Source organism: Nocardioides sp., from assembly GCF_047602075.1.
Lineage (GTDB): Bacteria > Actinomycetota > Actinomycetes > Propionibacteriales > Nocardioidaceae > Nocardioides.
Window position 1 is genome coordinate 1268155 of sequence record NZ_JASGIF010000001.1, and the last position, 14937, is coordinate 1283091.

A 14937-nucleotide genomic window follows, 5' to 3' on the forward strand; every position below is an offset into this window, starting at 1 on the left:
TTGGTTGAGTTCGCTGTTCCAGCGGACCGTCTTGACTCGGCCGCAGTCGACGCAGGCGGCTTCGACCCAGGTGTCTGCCATCGGGTCAGTCGTTGGCGGTCTTGATCACGGCGCGCGTTGGCCGGCCCCTACCACCCGACTTGGCCGGCGTCTTCGCGTCGCCCGAGGCCGCCTTGCGGCCGCGGGTCGAGGCGGTGACGACGTAGGGCTCGATCAGGTCGTTGGGGGTGCAGTCGAAGATGTCGCACAGCGCCGCCAGGAGCTGCATGTTGAGCCGCTCGGGCTCGCCTGTGACGATCCGGTAGACCTGCGTCGAGGTCATCACCACGCCCCGGTCCGCCAGTAGTGGGACAAGCTTGGTGGTGCTGTGGATGTCGTTGTCGGTCATCACCTTCCGCAGGTGCCAGTGGTAAGCCACAGTCTTGGTCATGCGGTTGGTCCTTCCTCTGCTGGAGCTTGAAGTGCTTGGTCGAGGGCCCGGCGCAGGACGCGGTTGCGATAGTCGCCCGAGACGCCGGTGTAGAGCGCGGTGGTCGATCCCCAGCGGTGGCCGACCTGCTGCTGGACGAAGAGCGGGTCGAAGCCGTCCTCGATCAGGTGGGTGACGTAGGAGTGCCGCAGGCAGTGCGGATGCAGGGCTCGGTCCAGACCGAGTTCGTCGCGGTACTCGGCGAACTTCAGCCCGATGTGGTTACCAGTCACTCGCGACTGGCGCTCGGTCGGCCACAGCATCGCGCGGTCGGCCATGTCGAACATCGGCAGGACGTCGGTGACGTACTCCTCCAGCACGGGGCGGGTCCAGTCGAAGACCGCGAGCACCGCTCGACGTCGTGGCTGAGAGCCACGGGTGGCCTTGGCCCAGCGCACGTTGCAGACCCCGTACCTGCCGAACTCGGCGGCGTCGGGGTTGCGGGTGAAGTCGTGCAGGTCGAGCATCGCAACCTCACGTCGACGCAGCCCGAAGGCGTAGATCATCTTGAACAAGGTCGCGTCGCGGAACACTGACTTCCAGCCCTTGCGGTGACGAGCGCGGGCGCGCTCGACGCGGTAGTCGGCGTAGTCGAAGAACTGCTGCAACTCCGCCCGGGTCAGCGGCCGGACGGCGGGGTTGGCTTCGTGATCGCTGACGTGGATCGCGGTGTTCCACTCGTGGCAGACCTGGACCGGATGCGTGCCGAACAGCTCCATGCACTGCTCGCCCCAGTCGTAGCGCCGGTCGGTCAGGTAGGTGCAGAACAGCTCGACCGCGTTCTGGTAGCCACGGATGGACGACGGCGCCAACGGTCGTGGCCCTGACAACAGTTGAGTGGTCCACTCCTCGACGTCGCCCGGCGTCCAGTCCCACGGGTACGAGCCGCAGAACTCCGCGAACCGCCGAATGTGTCGCTCCCGAGCCCGGATCGTCTTCGTCGAGAGCAGACGGGAGGACTGCTGGCCAGACCATCCCGCCAGCATGTCCTCGAAGACCTGCTCAGCTGGATGTAGCAGCGCGACCTTGCCCGACCGCAGCAGCGACACCGCCACGGGTGCGTCTTCGTCGCGGTCGTCCACACAGACAGTCTTACATCAAATGTAGGATCCGTACATCTGATGTAATCACGGTCGCGTTCGTGCAGGTCAGCGAGCCAGAGACCCCGGCGGGAGCCGTCGTACGCTATCCCTTGGCACGCTCAGGACACGCACCAACCCCTTACATCTAATGTAATAAAGGCTGGTTTCAGTAGACCGCGACGTGCACGTGGTCGTAGTGGTTGGCGGTGGCGGAGCCCCGGCTAGACATCGCCCGCCAGCCTTCGGAGGCGCGCTCGGGGGTCCAGATGTGCTGGCGCCAGAGAATGTCGTAGAGGTGCAGCTCGGCGGCGTGGCTCTGGAGGAACTCGGCGATCGCGTTGCCGAGCTCCACGTCGCTGGTCATGATGTCGAGGGCGCGACCGGAGGCGTGTTCGCCGTGGTTGTCCCAGCCGCCGTACGACGTGATCTGCGGGAACGCGTGACACACCGAGCGGTAGACGTAGACCGCACCATCCGTCAGCCCATTCTCCACCGACGGATCCGGGCACGGCTCCATCGACAGGCCCGCCGCCGCGGCGATCGGCTTCTCGTCGGTCAGGTAGCCAGCCGTCACCCACAGCGCCTTGCCGTCGAGGACGATCTCGACGCGGCCTTCGGCCGAGCGGCCGGTGACGACGACCTTCTTGCCCTCGGTCAGCTCACCCGACTGCTCGGCGTCCTTGTCGGCGGCGGTCCAGAGATCGAGATCGGTGGTCGTCCAGCGCTGCACGTTGCGATCCAGCGCGGCGGTCACGATCTGCCGCAGGCGCTTCCGCTCGGCTTGAGCCAGCTCACGGTCGTAGGCCTGCTGCTTGTCGCCGAGCGCCTGGAGGGTCTGCCGGTCCATCCTCGTGCTGGAGCGGGACACCTGGTCGGGCCGCTGGATGGCGGACGACAGGTCCTGCAGGGCGCTGCTAGCGACGAGACCGCCGTCCTTGTCAGGCGTGTGCAAGGCGACGCCGGTCGCTACGGTCGCCGCGGTCACGAGGGCGGCGGTGGGCACGCCGACGACGACTGCCCTAGGAAAACGGCGAGCGGTGGTCTCCCGCTTGTGGCGGCCTTGTGCCACTGCGCTGGGTCCTTGCTTTCGGCTGACAACGGGGGTGGTGCATCCGGCGCGTTTGATAACGAAACGGATACGGCCATGTAGTCAACCACAGGTCCAGACCAGGTCGCGAATCCCTCTATGGATGGGCGAGGCGGTACGCCGCCCCGGCTGGCACCTCGCGCAACCCCGCCTGGCACCTCGCGCAACCCCGGCTGGCACCTCGCGCAACCCCGGCTGGCACCTCGCGGGTCAGGGGCGGCGGGCCACCATCACGTCGCGCACGATCGCCTGGTCGACCCGGTGCTCGAGATCCAGATAGCCAGGAGTGTCGACGACCTCCAGGCCGGCATCACGGAGGAGATCGGCGAGGCTGTCTCGAGAGGCCACCTTGGTGTTCCAGGCGATCCCTAACGCTCCCCCGCGTCGCAACAGCGGGATCCACACCGGCAGCGCCTCGGCGACCAGGTCGAGGGGGCGCCGCGCCAGTCCACCGGAGGTCGAGCGACTGCCGTGCTGGACGCCGTACGGCGCGTCCGCGACGACCACGTCGAAGGAGCGCGGCCGGAAGAACTCGCCCGCCCGGAGCGTGTCGGCGTGGACGACCTCCACCCGCTGCGCAGCACCGGAGCGGAGAGCCGCCTTATCGCGGGCGAAGGTCGCCTCCAGACGAGTGGCGCGTGGCTTCCCCTGGTGCCGCACCGGGTGCTTGGCGAGGGTGTGTTTGAGCCGCTTGTGTTCGAGCCAGTAGCGCAAGAAGGCCACGTAGGCGTCGAAGTCCTTGCCGTCGACGTCGACGCCGGCCGCGTCCCAGCCATACATCAGCGCCTGGTTGAGGGTGGTGCCGCGGCCGCAGAGCGGGTCGAGCACCCGGAGCCGGTCTTCGAGCATCCGATCGGCCGTCGACGAGGCCAGCACGGTCACGTTGAGCAGGAGCTTGGTGAAGGTCTCGTTGGTCTTGCCGGAGTACTTCAACGTGCTCAGCAGGTCGTCGTCGTGCCGGTCGAGCGGGGTCAGGGCCAGCGGCCGGAGCAGGTCTCCTTCCCGCTCGAAGAGGGCGTACGTCGTCGACACGTTGGCCAGGTGACGCAGGTCCTGGTCGGTGAGGTCCTCGACCTCGAAGACGAGATAGGGCACCCCGGCGATGACCTCGGGCCTCGGCTCGGCGAGCCGTCCCCCGAGCACGCGCTCGCCGAGGATGGTGAGCTCGGCCACCGTCAGCGCCACCGACGCCTCGGCGTAGACGCGATTGGCCGACGGGTGCAGCAGCAGGGCGAGCGAGCTAGCCACCGGTGGTCTCGCTGGCGTCTTCGCGGACGTGTCGGTCGCGCCCGTCGGTGTCGTCGAGCCAGCCCTCCGGCAACACGACATGACGCCGTGGGGAGCCCTGCCTGCCCCGTGGTGCGCCGAGCTCGCCAACGGGGAAGGGCTCGTCGGGGTCGAGCTCGTCGAGCAGATCGTCCAGCGCTGCGAGCGAGTCGACCAGGGCGAGCTCATGACGCAGTTGGCCGCCGGCACGGAACCCCTTGAGATACCACGACACGTGCTTGCGGAACTCGGTGCAGCCGCGCTCCTCGCCCATGTGCTCACTGAGCAGCTCGGCATGCCGGCGCATCATCGCTCGCACCTCACCGAGGGTGGGCAGAGTGGTTCGTTGGTCCGGCGAGGCCTGGCCGGAAAAGGCCGCGGCCAGATCCCGGAAAAGCCACGGCCGGCCCAGGCAACCGCGCCCGACCACGACTCCCGCGGCGCCGGTCTGCTCGACCATCCGGAGCGCATCGGCGGCCTCCCAGATGTCGCCGTTGCCGAGCACCGGGATGTCCACGTGCTCGACCAGCCGGGCGATGGCGTCCCAGTCGGCCACGCCCGAGTAGGCCTGGTCCACGGTCCGCCCATGCAGGGCGATCGCCGCACAACCGGTCTCCTGGGCGATCCGGCCGGCGTCGAGATAGGTCAGGTGGTCCTCGTCGAGTCCCTTGCGGGTCTTGATCGTCACCGGCACGTCGTACGGCGTCGCCGCGCCGACCGCGGCCGTCAGAATCTCGGCCAGCAGGCCGCGCTTCCAAGGCAGCGCGCCGCCACCGCCCTTGCGGGTCACCTTCGGGACCGGGCAGCCGAAGTTCAAGTCGATGTGGCGGACGCCGTACTCCGCGCAGAGGATCTCGGCGGCCTTGCCGACGTAGGCCGGATCAGTGCCGTAGAGCTGGACCGACCGGATCTCCTCGGCCGGGTCGAAGACCAGCATCCGCCGCGTCGTGGCGTCACCCTCCACCAAGCCGCGCGAGGTGATCATCTCGCACACGTAGAGACCAGCACCCTGCTCGGCACAGAGCCGTCGATAGGCGGCATTGGTGATCCCCGCCATCGGCGCCAGCACCACCGGCGTCGGCACGCGCAGCGAGCCGAGGCTCAGAGCGGTGGGCAGGGCGGACATGGCTCGATTGTCCGGCTTCGCAGGCGCCGGCTCCAAACCAGTGGAGCGTTCCGTAGCAGGATGACAGCACAGCATCACTCTTGATGCTATGCTGTCACTATGCGTACCACTGTGACGCTCGATCCCGACACGGAGCAGATCGTCCGTGAGCGGATGAAGACGAAGGGGCTCTCCTTCAAGCAGGCGCTCAACGACAGCATTCGCGACGGCGCGCACGCTCGACCGGACTACATCTTCCAGACGCCGACGGCCCCCATCGGATTCACCATCGACCTCACCAAGGCCAATCAGGTCGCGGCGGAACTGGAGAACGAGGAGATCCTCGCCCAAATGCGAGCCGGGCAATGAAGATCGTCGATCTCAATGTGCTGCTCTACGCCGTCGATGAGACGTCGATTCATCATCGCGCCGCGCGCGGCTGGCTGGATCGCGCCCTGACCGGCGGCGCGCCGGTTGGCTTCGCCTGGCTGGTGCTCGTCGGCTTCATCCGGCTCTCGACCCATCCCTCGCTCTCTGCCGCGCCGGCCACCGTCACCACAGCGATGGACATCGTCGACGGCTGGCTCGGTGCCCGGACCGCGCAAGTTCTGCATCCCGGCCCGGGTCACGCCACGCTCGTCCGTGAACTGCTCGCGGCCGCCGGTGCCGCGGGCAACCTCGCCAACGACGCGCACCTCGCCGCTCTGGCGCGAGAGCACAAGGCGACGGTGGTCAGCTTCGACAGCGACTTCGGTCGCTTCCTCGGGGTGCGTTGGGAGCGGCCGGCCTGACCCGCGGGCCCCTCTGCTCGATGGTCTCAGGAGCCGAGGAGCCGCTCGGCGAAGTACGCCGAGATGCCGGCCAGCGAGATCCGCTCCTGCGCCATCGAGTCCCGCTCCCGCACGGTGACCGCGTCATCCTCGAGCGTCTCGAAGTCGACCGTCACGCAGTAGGGCGTGCCGATCTCGTCCTGCCGCCGATAGCGGCGGCCGATGGCCCCGGAGTCGTCGAACTCGACGTTCCAGTTGCGCCGCAGCTCGGCGGCCAGGTCGCGCGCCTTCGGCGAGAGGTCGGCGTTGCGAGACAGCGGCAGCACGGCCACCTTCACCGGGGCGAGCCGGTGGTCGAGCCTGAGTACGGTGCGCTTGTCCACGCCGCCCCTGGTGTTGGGCGCTTCGTCCTCGTCGTAGGAGTCGATCAGGAACGCCATCAGCGACCGGGTCAACCCCGCCGCGGGCTCGACGACATACGGCATGTAGCGCTCGTCGGCGGCCTGGTCGTAGTAGGACAGGTCCTGACCGGAGAACCGGCTGTGCTGGGTCAGGTCGAAGTCCGTCCGGTTGGCGATGCCCTCGAGCTCCTCGAAGTCGCGCCCGGAGAAGCCGAAGCGGTATTCGATGTCGACCGTGCGCTTGGCATAGTGACTGAGCTTCTCTTGGGGGTGCTCGTAGTGGCGCAGGTTCGCGGGGTCGATGCCGAGGTCGACGTACCACCGGGTGCGTTCGTCGATCCAGTACTGGTGCCACTCCTCGTCCTCACCCGGCTTGACGAAGAACTCCATCTCCATCTGCTCGAACTCCCGGGTCCGGAAGATGAAGTTGCCGGGCGTGATCTCGTTGCGGAAGCTCTTGCCGGTCTGGGCGATGCCGAACGGCGGCTTCTTGCGGCTCGAGGTCACCACGTTGGCGAAGTTCAGGAAGATGCCCTGCGCGGTCTCCGGGCGCAGGTAGTGCAGCCCCGACGCGTCCTCGATGACGCCCAGGTAGGTCTTCAGCATCATGTTGAAGGCGCGCGGCTCGGTCCACGCGCCACGGGTGCCGCAGTTGGGGCAGGGCACCGACTCGTTGATGTCGACCGTGTCGGGGTCGGCGATGCCCTTCTTGTTCGCGTAGTCCTCTTGGAGGTGGTCCTCGCGAAAGCGCTTGTGGCAGGACTGGCACTCGGTCAGCGGGTCGGAGAACGTCGCCAGGTGGCCGCTGGCCTCCCAGGTCTTGGTCGGGAGGATCACGCTCGAGTCGAGGCCGACCACGTCGTCTCGACCGGTGACCATCGAGCGCCACCACTGGCGCTTGATGTTCTCCTTCAGCTCCACACCGAGCGGGCCGTAGTCCCACGCCGAGCGGGTGCCGCCGTAGATCTCGCCGCACGGGTAGACGAGTCCTCGGCGCTTGGCCAAGGAGACGACACTGTCGAGGGCGGACGGGGGCTTCTTGGCCACGACGAAGGTCCTTTGAGGTTCTGCGGGTCTGCTGGGCTGGATCTGCTGCGATCGAAGGGTCAGCCTAACGATCGGGGCAACGCGACGTTGAGGTCGGTCCGCGGGTCGACGATCTGGTAGGCGCTGGGCTCGTCGAGCGCTCGGCTCAGAAGCGGGACAGCCGCCACCTTGACGTCGTACGACGACAGCGCGCGGCGATAGCTCCCCACCGACTCCCAACGCGTCGTCAGCACCCATAGGCCGGGGTCGTCGACATTGTGACCGAGCATGCCGTCGACGTACCCGGGCCGCTCAGCCAACGCCCTCAGCGCCTGGTCGACCTCGGCGCGGAACCGCTCCCCCTCCGACTCGGCGACCCGGAATCGGGTGACCACCAACATGCTCGGCACGCTACCCCAGGGGAAGAGCCGGGCCGATTTGGAGATGACCACCCCACGGATGAAAATGATTCTCATGAGTGACGGGCGGCGCGGGCGATCACGTCGGGCGCTGCTGTCGTTGCTCGTCGCGGCGACCCTGGGGCTGTCCTCCCTGGGGCTGTCCTCCTGTGCGGCGTTCACCGACGACAGCCCCGCGGCGTCGGGCAAGGTCTCGGTGGTGGCGGCGTTCTACCCGCTGCAGTTCGTCGCGGAGACTGTCGGCGGATCGGCGGTGGTCGTCACCAACCTGACCCAGCCGGGCGCCGAGCCGCACGATCTCGAGCTCTCCATCGCCGAGACCGCCGAGGTGAGCCAGGCCGACGTGGTGGTCTACCTGAACGGCTTCCAGGCCGCCGTGGACGCTGCTGCCGGCCAGGCCACCGGTGAGATCCTCGACGTCGGCCCCGTCGCAGGATTGGAAGAGACCGGACACCACGGCCACGACCACGAGGGCGGTGAGGAGCACGAGTCGTCCGGGGAAGCCGGGCTGGGCGACCTCGACCCGCACTTCTGGCAGGACCCGCTCAAGCTGGCGGCGGTCGCAGACGCGGTCGCTGATCGGCTGGCCACGGTCGATCCCGACCACGCCGCGGACTACCGCGCCCGGGCCACCGACCTGCGCGCCGATCTGGAGCGCCTGGACGGCGACTTCGCCGCCGGTCTCCGCTCCTGCAAGCGGCACACGGTGGTGGTCTCGCACGATGCGTTCGGCTACCTGACTCGCTATGGCTTGGAGTTCGAGTCCATCGCCGGCCTCTCCCCCGATGCCGAGCCGACGCCGGCCGATCTCGCCCGGCTCCAGGATCTGATCCGCTCCGACCAGATCACGACGGTCTTCGGTGAGCGGCTCGCCTCACCGAAGATGGCGCAAACGCTGGCCGACGACCTCGGCATCTCGATGCGGGTGCTCGATCCGATCGAGGGGCTCGACAAGTCGACCGCGGACGAGGACTACCTTTCCTTGATGAGACAGAATCTCGCGGAGCTGCAGGAGGCCAACCAGTGTCGCTGACCTCGGCCGCGCCCGACGCCGGCAGCGCTCCTGATTCGGCTGACCCGGTCGTGGTCGCCAACGCCTCGGTCGCTCTCCGAGGGCGGCCCGTCCTCCGCGGGGTCGAGTTGCGGGTGCGTGCCGGCCAGTTCGTGGCGCTGATGGGCGCCAACGGCTCTGGAAAGTCCACCCTGGTCCGGGCGATGACCGGACTGCTGCCGTTGGCCAGCGGTCAGATCGACCTCTTCGGGACACCTTTGGCGCGCTTCGAGGACTGGCAGCGGATCGGCTTCGTGCCCCAACGCATCGGCGCCGCCTCGGGCGTGCCGGCCTCGGTGTGGGAGGTGGTCGCCTCGGGGCGGCTCACCAGACGGCGGCTGCTGCATCGGCTGACCCGAGCCGACCGGGCCGCCATCGACGCGGCTATCGAGGAAGTGGGGCTGACCGATCGGGCCAGCGACGGCGTGGCCACGCTCTCCGGCGGCCAGCAGCAGAGGGTGCTGATCGCTCGGGCGCTGGCCGGACAGCCCGACCTGTTCTTCCTTGACGAGCCCACCGCCGGGGTGGATCTGCCCAATCAGCAGACGTTGACCGAGGCACTCGACCGTCTCAAGGCTGGCGGCGCCACGGTGGTGCTGGTCGCCCACGAGCTGGGCCCACTGCGACCGCTCGTCGACCGGGCCATCGTGCTCCGCGACGGTCGGGTGGCCTACGACGGGCCCGCGCTTGAGGACCACCAGGTGCATCACCCACTCTTCGGGGAAGCGCACAGCCACCACCATCACGTCGGCGACCACGCACCGGACCATGCCCCGCAGGTCACCGCGCCCTGGGAAGACCAGCGATGACCTTCTGGGACCTGTTCGGACTGGGCTTCATGCAGCGCGCCCTGATCGCCGCTGTGGTCACCGGTCTGGCCGCACCGGCGGTCGGCACCTATCTCGTCCAGCGCCGGTTGTCCCTGCTCGGCGACGGGATCGGTCACGTCGCGGTCACCGGCGTCGCACTCGGCCTCGTCACCGGCACCTCACCTACCTGGATGGCCGTCATCGTCGCCGTCTTGGGCGCGCTGCTGATCGAGGTGATCCGGGAGCGTGGGCACACCAACGGCGATGTCGCGCTCGCGCTGCTGTTCTACGGCGGCCTTGCGGGCGGCGTACTCCTCACTGGCCTGGCCGGCGAGAGCGCGGCCTCCCTGCAGGAGTATCTCTTCGGCTCCATCGCCACCCTCACCGTCTCCGACATCATCGCCACGATCGTGCTTGCGGCAGTGGTCATCGTGGCCGGGATCGGACTCGCCCCCCAGCTGTTCGCGGTCGCCCAGGACCCCGAGTTCGCTCGCGTGGCGGGCCTGCGGGTGCCGGTCTACAACGTGCTGATCGCCGTCCTCGCCGCGGTGAGCGTCTCCGTGGCCATGCGCACCGTAGGCCTGCTTCTGGTCTCGGCACTGATGGTCGTCCCGGTCGCCACCGCCCAGCAGGTCACCCGCTCGTTCCGCTCCACACTCGCCGTCGCGATGGCCTGCGGCGCGGCCGCCTCACTCGGTGGCCTGCTGCTGGCTTCCTGGGCCTCGTTCCACGCTCGGGTCGCTCCCGGCCCGACCATCGTGCTGCTGTCGTTGGCGGGCTTCCTGCTCACCTGGCCGCTGGGTGCGCTGCTGCGCCGCCGCCTGCGCCGCCGCGAGCCCTTCCCCACTGGCGCCCCAGCCGCCCACGAGCCCGCCGCTGAGCACCCCCACGAGCACGGCCCCGACTGCGGCCACCCCGCCATCCCCCACGACGACCACATCGACTACGTCCACGACGGCCACCGCCACGCCGCCCACGGCGCCCACTACGACGAGCACTGACCGTTGGGCAGGTAGTACGGTCCCGATTGGCTGGTCTGAGTGCCGAGGGCCAGCCAATCGGGGCGTACTACCGCGACAGCCTGTGGATAGCGAGCGGTGGGCTAGGCAGAGGGGTTGGGCAGCGCGCCGCCGTAGCGGCGGTCGCGGGAGGCATAGAGCTCGATGGCCCGCCAGAGGTCACGGCGGTCGACGTCGGGCCAGAGGACGTCGGTGAAGACCAACTCGGAGTAGGCCGCCTGCCAGAGCATGAAGTTGGACAGCCGCATCTCTCCCGAGGTGCGCCAGACCAGGTCGGCGTCGGGGAGCTCGGGGACGTAGAGGTGGCGAGCGAGGGTGCGCTCGGTGACACGGTCCGGGTCGAGCCGACCGGCGGCGACCTCCTGGGCGATGGCACGCGCGGCATCCGCGAGCTCGGCACGACCGCCGTAGTTGACGCACATGGTCAGTGTGAAAACAGAGTTGTCGCGGGTCATCTCCTCGGCGATCTGCAGCTCCTTGATCACCGACCGCCACAGTCGGGGCGCGCGGCCGGCCCAGCGGACCCGCACCCCGAGCTCGTGCATCTCGTCGCGACGGCGGCGGATCACGTCTCGGTTGAAGCCCATCAAGAAACGGACCTCGTCGGGGCTGCGCGACCAGTTCTCGGTCGAGAAGGCATAGGCGGAGATCGCCTTGACCCCGATCTCGATCGCGCCCTCCACGACGTCGAAGAGCGAGTGCTCACCCTGCTCGTGACCCGCTGTGCGGGGCAGCCCCCGCTCCTTGGCCCAGCGTCCGTTGCCGTCCATCACGATGGCGACGTGGCGAGGCACCAGTCGGGCGGGTACGGCGGGGGGCCGAGCACCCGACGGATGCGGGGTGGGTGGCCGAGGCTCACGCTGGGAGGGCCGAGGTGTCATCGCTCACCGCTCCACATAGGCCAGCGAGCGGAGGCCACGCTCGAGGTGCCAGGCGACGTAGGCGGCGACAATGCCGCTGGCTTCCTTCAAGTGCCGCGGCTCGGCAGCCGAGACGGTCGCCCAGTCCCCCGCCAGCAGGGCGCCCAGCACCGTGACGGTCTCGACGGCCGGCGTGGCCGAGCCGGGCAAGCGACAATCGGCGCACAGCACACCACCAGCCGACGGGTTCAGCCAGCGGTGCGGGCCGGGGTCGCCACACCGGGTGCAGTGCTCGAACGACGGCGCATAGCCGGCGACCGCCATCGACCGGAGCAGATAGGAGTCCAGCACCTGGCTCGCGGTGCGCTCCCCCGCGACCAATGCACGCAGCCCGCCGACGAGCAGCAGGAACTGCTGCAAGGCCGGCTGCTTGTCCTCGGTCGCCAGCCGCTCCGCCGTCTCGAGCATCACCGTCCCGGAGGTGTAGCGCTCGTAGTCGCCGCCCAGCGCACCCGAGAACGGCGTCAGCGTGTCCGCCTGGGTGACGACGTCGAGGGTGCGGCCCTCGGCGATCATCAAGTCGACGTGGGTGAACGGCTCGAGCCGCGAGCCCCACCGTGACGACGTACGCCGCACGCCGCGTGCCACCGCCCGCACTCGCCCGTGGTGGCGGGTCAGCAGGGTGATGATGCGGTCGGCCTCACCCAGCTTGTGGGTGCGCAGCACGATCGCCTCGTCACGGTAGAGGGGCACCTGGCCATTCTGCCGTGCAGAAGGTCAAGAACCCGTTCGACGCCTCGACCGGCGCGTGTCGTCGTCCCAGCAGGTCTGCGCGAACTCGACGGCAGCCTGGTTGAGCCGCTCCGGCGCGACCCGCCACTCCACGACGCTGCGCGCCTGGAGGTACGTCGCCTGCGGCAGCTCGTCGGCGACCATCTCGGCATCCACGTCCGGATGGATCGGGTCGCTGGGGTGCCCGACCACCAGAGCCGGGATCTCGATCGTGCGCCGCTGGGACGACGGCGGCGCCAGCCGCCCGAAGATCAGCCCGTGCAGCACCGCGGCCGCCGAATCGGCCTGCTGGTTGAGGGTGTCCAGGCCGATGCCCGCCCAGAAGGGCACCAGCCCGCGCGGGATGCGTCGGCTCAGCCGCCGCATCGTGTCGACCGTGAACGGTGCGTAGCGGGCAGCGAACAGCAGCGGCACGAACGCCACGATGGTGGCCTCGAGGGCGTGGTCGAGGACCGGCATCTCCAGCAGCAGGCCGGCGACCCGCTCCGGCGCCGACACCGCGGTCTCCAAGGCGACGTTGGCGCCCAGGCTGAGCCCGCCCACCACCGCCCGATCGGCCCCGAGATGGTCGAGCAGGGCCACCACCTGGTCAGCGAACGCGGTCATCGAGTAGGCGCGCGAGTCCGCCGGCCGGTCCGAGCGACCGTGCCCGAGCAGGTCGAGAGTGACCACGTGCAGGCCGTTGGCCGCGAGCGCCCTGGCCAACGGCTGCTGCATGCGGCGCGGCATCAGCAGGCCGTGCATGAGCACGACCCAGCGGTCGCCACCGCCGTACTCGGTGTACTCCAGCCGCGCACCATCGTGCGCGGAGTCCAGGTGCAGCTCGCCGACGCGTTCGGAGACCAACATGGCCGCAGGGTAACCCCGCAGGCGGTGTCGGGTATGGGAGGCTGACGCGATCGCCGCCCCATCTGCCGCGGTGCTGTGGTGGCTGAGGACCCGGAATACGAGGCACTTTGCCACTACAAGACCGCGGCAGACACCAGGATCCAGCCTAGGAACGGTTCACCGCGCTGATGACCGCCTTGAGGCTGGCGGTGACGATGTTGGCGTCGAGGCCGACACCCCACAGGATCTTGTCGCCGATCCCGCACTCGACGTACGCCGCCGCGATGGCGTCGCCGCCCGCGGAGAGCGCGTGCTCGGCGTAGTCGAGGACGCGGATCTCGTTGCGGGTCTGCCAGACCGGGTCGGTGCCCTCGGCCTGCTTCTCGACGAGCAGATCGTTGAGCGCGTTCACGAACGCGGCGATCGGGCCGTTGCCGGTGCCCGCCAGGGTGCGCAGCTCGCCGTCGACGTACACGTTGACGGTGAGCGCGTCCTTCTCGCCGGCCGCGGAGGAGGTGTGCACGGAGTTGAGCCGCAGCGGCTCGTCTCGAGTGAGGTACTCCCCCGAGAACACCGCCCAGATCTCCTCCGGCGTGATCTCGCCGCCCTCGACGTCGGTGTGGTGCTGCACGACCCGGCTGAACTCGATCTGCGCGCGCCGCGGCAGGTCCAGTTTGTGCTCGGTCTTCAAGACGTAGGCCACGCCGCCCTTGCCGGACTGGCTGTTGACCCGGATGACGGCCTCGTAGCTGCGGCCGACGTCATGCGGGTCGATGGGGAGGTACGGCGCCGCCCAGGGCAGTTGGGACACCGGGACGCCCCGCTCCTCGGCCTGGCGGTCGAGGTCCTCCAACCCCTTCTTGATGGCGTCTTGGTGGGAGCCGGAGAAGGCGGTGTAGACCAGGTCGCCCGCGTAGGGGTGGCGCGGGTGGACCGGCAGCTGGGTGCAGTACTCCACCGTGCGACGGATCTCGTCGATGTCGGAGAAGTTGATCTGCGGGTCGATGCCCTGGCTGAACAGGTTGAGTCCCAGCGTCACCAGGCAGACGTTGCCGGTGCGCTCGCCGTGGCCGAACAGGCAGCCCTCGACGCGATCGGCGCCGGCCATCATGGCCAGCTCGGTGGCGGCGACGGCCGTGCCACGGTCGTTGTGCGGGTGCAGGCTGATCGTGGTGAACTCGCGCCGCGACAGCTGCCGAGAGAACCATTCGATCTGGTCGGCGTAGACGTTGGGCGTCGCCATCTCCACCGTGGCGGGCAGGTTGAGGATGATCTCGCGGCCGTCGTCGGGCTGCCACACGTCGGAGACCGCTTCGCAGACCTCGACCGAGAAGGGCAACTCGGTGCCGGTGAAGATCTCCGGGGAGTATTCGTAGCCGATCACGGTCTTGTCGAGGTAGCTCTCGGAGTGCTTCATCACCAGCGCCGTGCCGCGCACGGCGATGTCCTTGATCTCGTCCTTGCTGGCGTGGAAGACCACCCGCCGGAACAGCGGGGCCAGCGCGTTGTAGAGGTGGATGTTGGCGTGGTGGATGCCGACCAGGCTCTGCACGGTTCGCTCGATGAGGTCCTCGCGCGCCTGGGTCAGCACCGAGATGGTGACGTCCTCGGGCACCTTGTCGGACTCGATCAGTTGCCGGACGAAGTCGAAGTCCGTCTGGCTCGCCGCTGGGAAGCCGACCTCGATCTCCTTGTAGCCCATCCGGACCAGCAGATCGAACATCTTCATCTTGCGCGCCGGCGTCATCGGATCGATGAGCGCCTGGTTGCCGTCGCGCAGGTCGGTGGAGAGCCAACGCGGCGCCTTGGTGATCTGGTTGGTGGGCCAGGTCCGGTCGGCCAGGTCGATCGGCGGGAAGGGCGCGTAGCGCTGGATCGGCATGCCGCTCGGGCGCTGGGTATTGGTGAAGCCGGAGTGTTGCAGAGTCATGGGTCCTCGTTCGCTGGTTGCGG

Annotated in this window: 16 protein-coding genes; 5 read left to right on the forward strand and 11 right to left on the reverse strand. The window is 68.8% G+C overall.

Going from position 1 to position 14937, the window contains the following annotated elements:
* Positions 1-85 precede the first annotated feature (85 nt).
* The 5 genes from QM714_RS06450 to dusB form a co-directional block, all read right to left on the reverse strand.
* Positions 86-430 (reverse strand): helix-turn-helix domain-containing protein, encoded by a 345-nt coding sequence (locus QM714_RS06450; RefSeq protein ID WP_415098708.1) that lies wholly within the window; start codon positions 428-430, stop codon positions 86-88.
* Positions 427-1551, reverse strand: coding sequence for a tyrosine-type recombinase/integrase (locus QM714_RS06455; protein WP_415098710.1), 1125 nt, complete (start codon positions 1549-1551; stop codon positions 427-429). The genes QM714_RS06450 and QM714_RS06455 overlap by 4 nt, the downstream gene beginning before the upstream one ends.
* 166 nt (positions 1552-1717) lie before the next feature.
* Positions 1718-2536, reverse strand: coding sequence for a mucin-2 protein (locus QM714_RS06460; protein ID WP_415098712.1), 819 nt, complete (start codon positions 2534-2536; stop codon positions 1718-1720).
* Positions 2537-2848: 312 nt separating this feature from the next.
* The gene (locus QM714_RS06465; protein ID WP_415098714.1) at positions 2849-3886 is read right to left on the reverse strand and encodes a TRM11 family SAM-dependent methyltransferase; all 1038 of its coding nucleotides are present in this window, start codon (positions 3884-3886) and stop codon (positions 2849-2851) included.
* Entirely contained in the window at positions 3879-5030 is a 1152-nt protein-coding gene (gene dusB / locus QM714_RS06470) for a tRNA dihydrouridine synthase DusB (RefSeq protein ID WP_415098716.1), read from the reverse strand. Before dusB ends, QM714_RS06465 begins: the two co-directional genes overlap by 8 nt.
* Positions 5031-5129: 99 nt before the next feature.
* On the opposite strand from dusB, the gene QM714_RS06475 reads away from it, so the two are divergent.
* Positions 5130-5378 (forward strand): hypothetical protein, encoded by a 249-nt coding sequence (locus QM714_RS06475; protein WP_415098718.1) that lies wholly within the window; start codon positions 5130-5132, stop codon positions 5376-5378.
* Positions 5375-5800 (forward strand): TA system VapC family ribonuclease toxin, encoded by a 426-nt coding sequence (locus QM714_RS06480; protein ID WP_415098720.1) that lies wholly within the window; start codon positions 5375-5377, stop codon positions 5798-5800. The genes QM714_RS06475 and QM714_RS06480 overlap by 4 nt, the downstream gene beginning before the upstream one ends.
* A 26-nt stretch (positions 5801-5826) precedes the next feature.
* Here the strand turns inward: QM714_RS06480 and QM714_RS06485 are convergent, their stop codons facing one another.
* Both QM714_RS06485 and QM714_RS06490 read right to left on the reverse strand, forming a co-directional pair.
* Positions 5827-7227 carry a glycine--tRNA ligase gene (locus tag QM714_RS06485; protein ID WP_415098722.1) on the reverse strand — a complete coding sequence of 467 codons (1401 nt, stop codon included), beginning with the start codon at positions 7225-7227 and terminating at the stop codon, positions 5827-5829.
* Between the two features lie 59 nt (positions 7228-7286).
* On the reverse strand, positions 7287-7607 hold the full coding sequence (locus tag QM714_RS06490) for an antibiotic biosynthesis monooxygenase family protein (protein WP_415098724.1): 321 nt from the start codon (positions 7605-7607) through the stop codon (positions 7287-7289).
* Between the two features lie 73 nt (positions 7608-7680).
* On the opposite strand from QM714_RS06490, the gene QM714_RS06495 reads away from it, so the two are divergent.
* Genes QM714_RS06495 through QM714_RS06505 form a run of 3 tightly spaced genes read left to right on the forward strand, consistent with a single transcriptional unit; the run spans position 7681 to position 10486 of the window.
* A complete protein-coding gene (locus tag QM714_RS06495) occupies positions 7681-8658 on the forward strand; it encodes a metal ABC transporter substrate-binding protein (protein WP_415098726.1) in 978 nt (325 codons plus the stop codon).
* Positions 8649-9485 carry a metal ABC transporter ATP-binding protein gene (locus QM714_RS06500; RefSeq protein ID WP_415098728.1) on the forward strand — a complete coding sequence of 279 codons (837 nt, stop codon included), beginning with the start codon at positions 8649-8651 and terminating at the stop codon, positions 9483-9485. Before QM714_RS06495 ends, QM714_RS06500 begins: the two co-directional genes overlap by 10 nt.
* Positions 9482-10486, forward strand: a complete 1005-nt coding sequence (locus QM714_RS06505) for a metal ABC transporter permease (protein WP_415098730.1) — start codon at positions 9482-9484, stop codon at positions 10484-10486. The genes QM714_RS06500 and QM714_RS06505 overlap by 4 nt, the downstream gene beginning before the upstream one ends.
* A gap of 101 nt (positions 10487-10587) precedes the next feature.
* Here QM714_RS06505 and QM714_RS06510 read toward each other — a convergent pair whose 3' ends face one another.
* From QM714_RS06510 to leuA, 4 genes are all read right to left on the reverse strand, one after another.
* Positions 10588-11385 (reverse strand): isoprenyl transferase, encoded by a 798-nt coding sequence (locus QM714_RS06510; RefSeq protein WP_415098732.1) that lies wholly within the window; start codon positions 11383-11385, stop codon positions 10588-10590.
* A 3-nt stretch (positions 11386-11388) separates the two neighbouring features.
* Positions 11389-12117, reverse strand: a complete 729-nt coding sequence (gene recO, locus QM714_RS06515) for a DNA repair protein RecO (protein ID WP_415098734.1) — start codon at positions 12115-12117, stop codon at positions 11389-11391.
* 24 nt (positions 12118-12141) lie between these two features.
* Complete coding sequence (locus QM714_RS06520) at positions 12142-13005, reverse strand: alpha/beta fold hydrolase (RefSeq protein ID WP_415098736.1); 864 nt, start codon at positions 13003-13005, stop codon at positions 12142-12144.
* Between the two features lie 145 nt (positions 13006-13150).
* Entirely contained in the window at positions 13151-14914 is a 1764-nt protein-coding gene (leuA, locus tag QM714_RS06525; RefSeq protein WP_415098738.1) for a 2-isopropylmalate synthase, read from the reverse strand.
* Between the last annotated feature and the right edge of the window lie 23 nt (positions 14915-14937).

Coding starts and splice junctions, on each gene's coding strand:
- QM714_RS06520 (WP_415098736.1), bottom strand. CDS start 13,005: ATGTTGGTCTCCGAACGCGTCGGCGAGCTGCACCTGGACTCCGCGCAC.
- leuA (WP_415098738.1), bottom strand. CDS start 14,914: ATGACTCTGCAACACTCCGGCTTCACCAATACCCAGCGCCCGAGCGGC.
- dusB (WP_415098716.1), bottom strand. CDS start 5,030: ATGTCCGCCCTGCCCACCGCTCTGAGCCTCGGCTCGCTGCGCGTGCCG.
- QM714_RS06475 (WP_415098718.1), top strand. CDS start 5,130: ATGCGTACCACTGTGACGCTCGATCCCGACACGGAGCAGATCGTCCGT.
- QM714_RS06480 (WP_415098720.1), top strand. CDS start 5,375: ATGAAGATCGTCGATCTCAATGTGCTGCTCTACGCCGTCGATGAGACG.
- QM714_RS06450 (WP_415098708.1), bottom strand. CDS start 430: ATGACCAAGACTGTGGCTTACCACTGGCACCTGCGGAAGGTGATGACC.
- QM714_RS06510 (WP_415098732.1), bottom strand. CDS start 11,385: ATGACACCTCGGCCCTCCCAGCGTGAGCCTCGGCCACCCACCCCGCAT.
- QM714_RS06495 (WP_415098726.1), top strand. CDS start 7,681: ATGAGTGACGGGCGGCGCGGGCGATCACGTCGGGCGCTGCTGTCGTTG.
- QM714_RS06490 (WP_415098724.1), bottom strand. CDS start 7,607: ATGTTGGTGGTCACCCGATTCCGGGTCGCCGAGTCGGAGGGGGAGCGG.
- QM714_RS06505 (WP_415098730.1), top strand. CDS start 9,482: ATGACCTTCTGGGACCTGTTCGGACTGGGCTTCATGCAGCGCGCCCTG.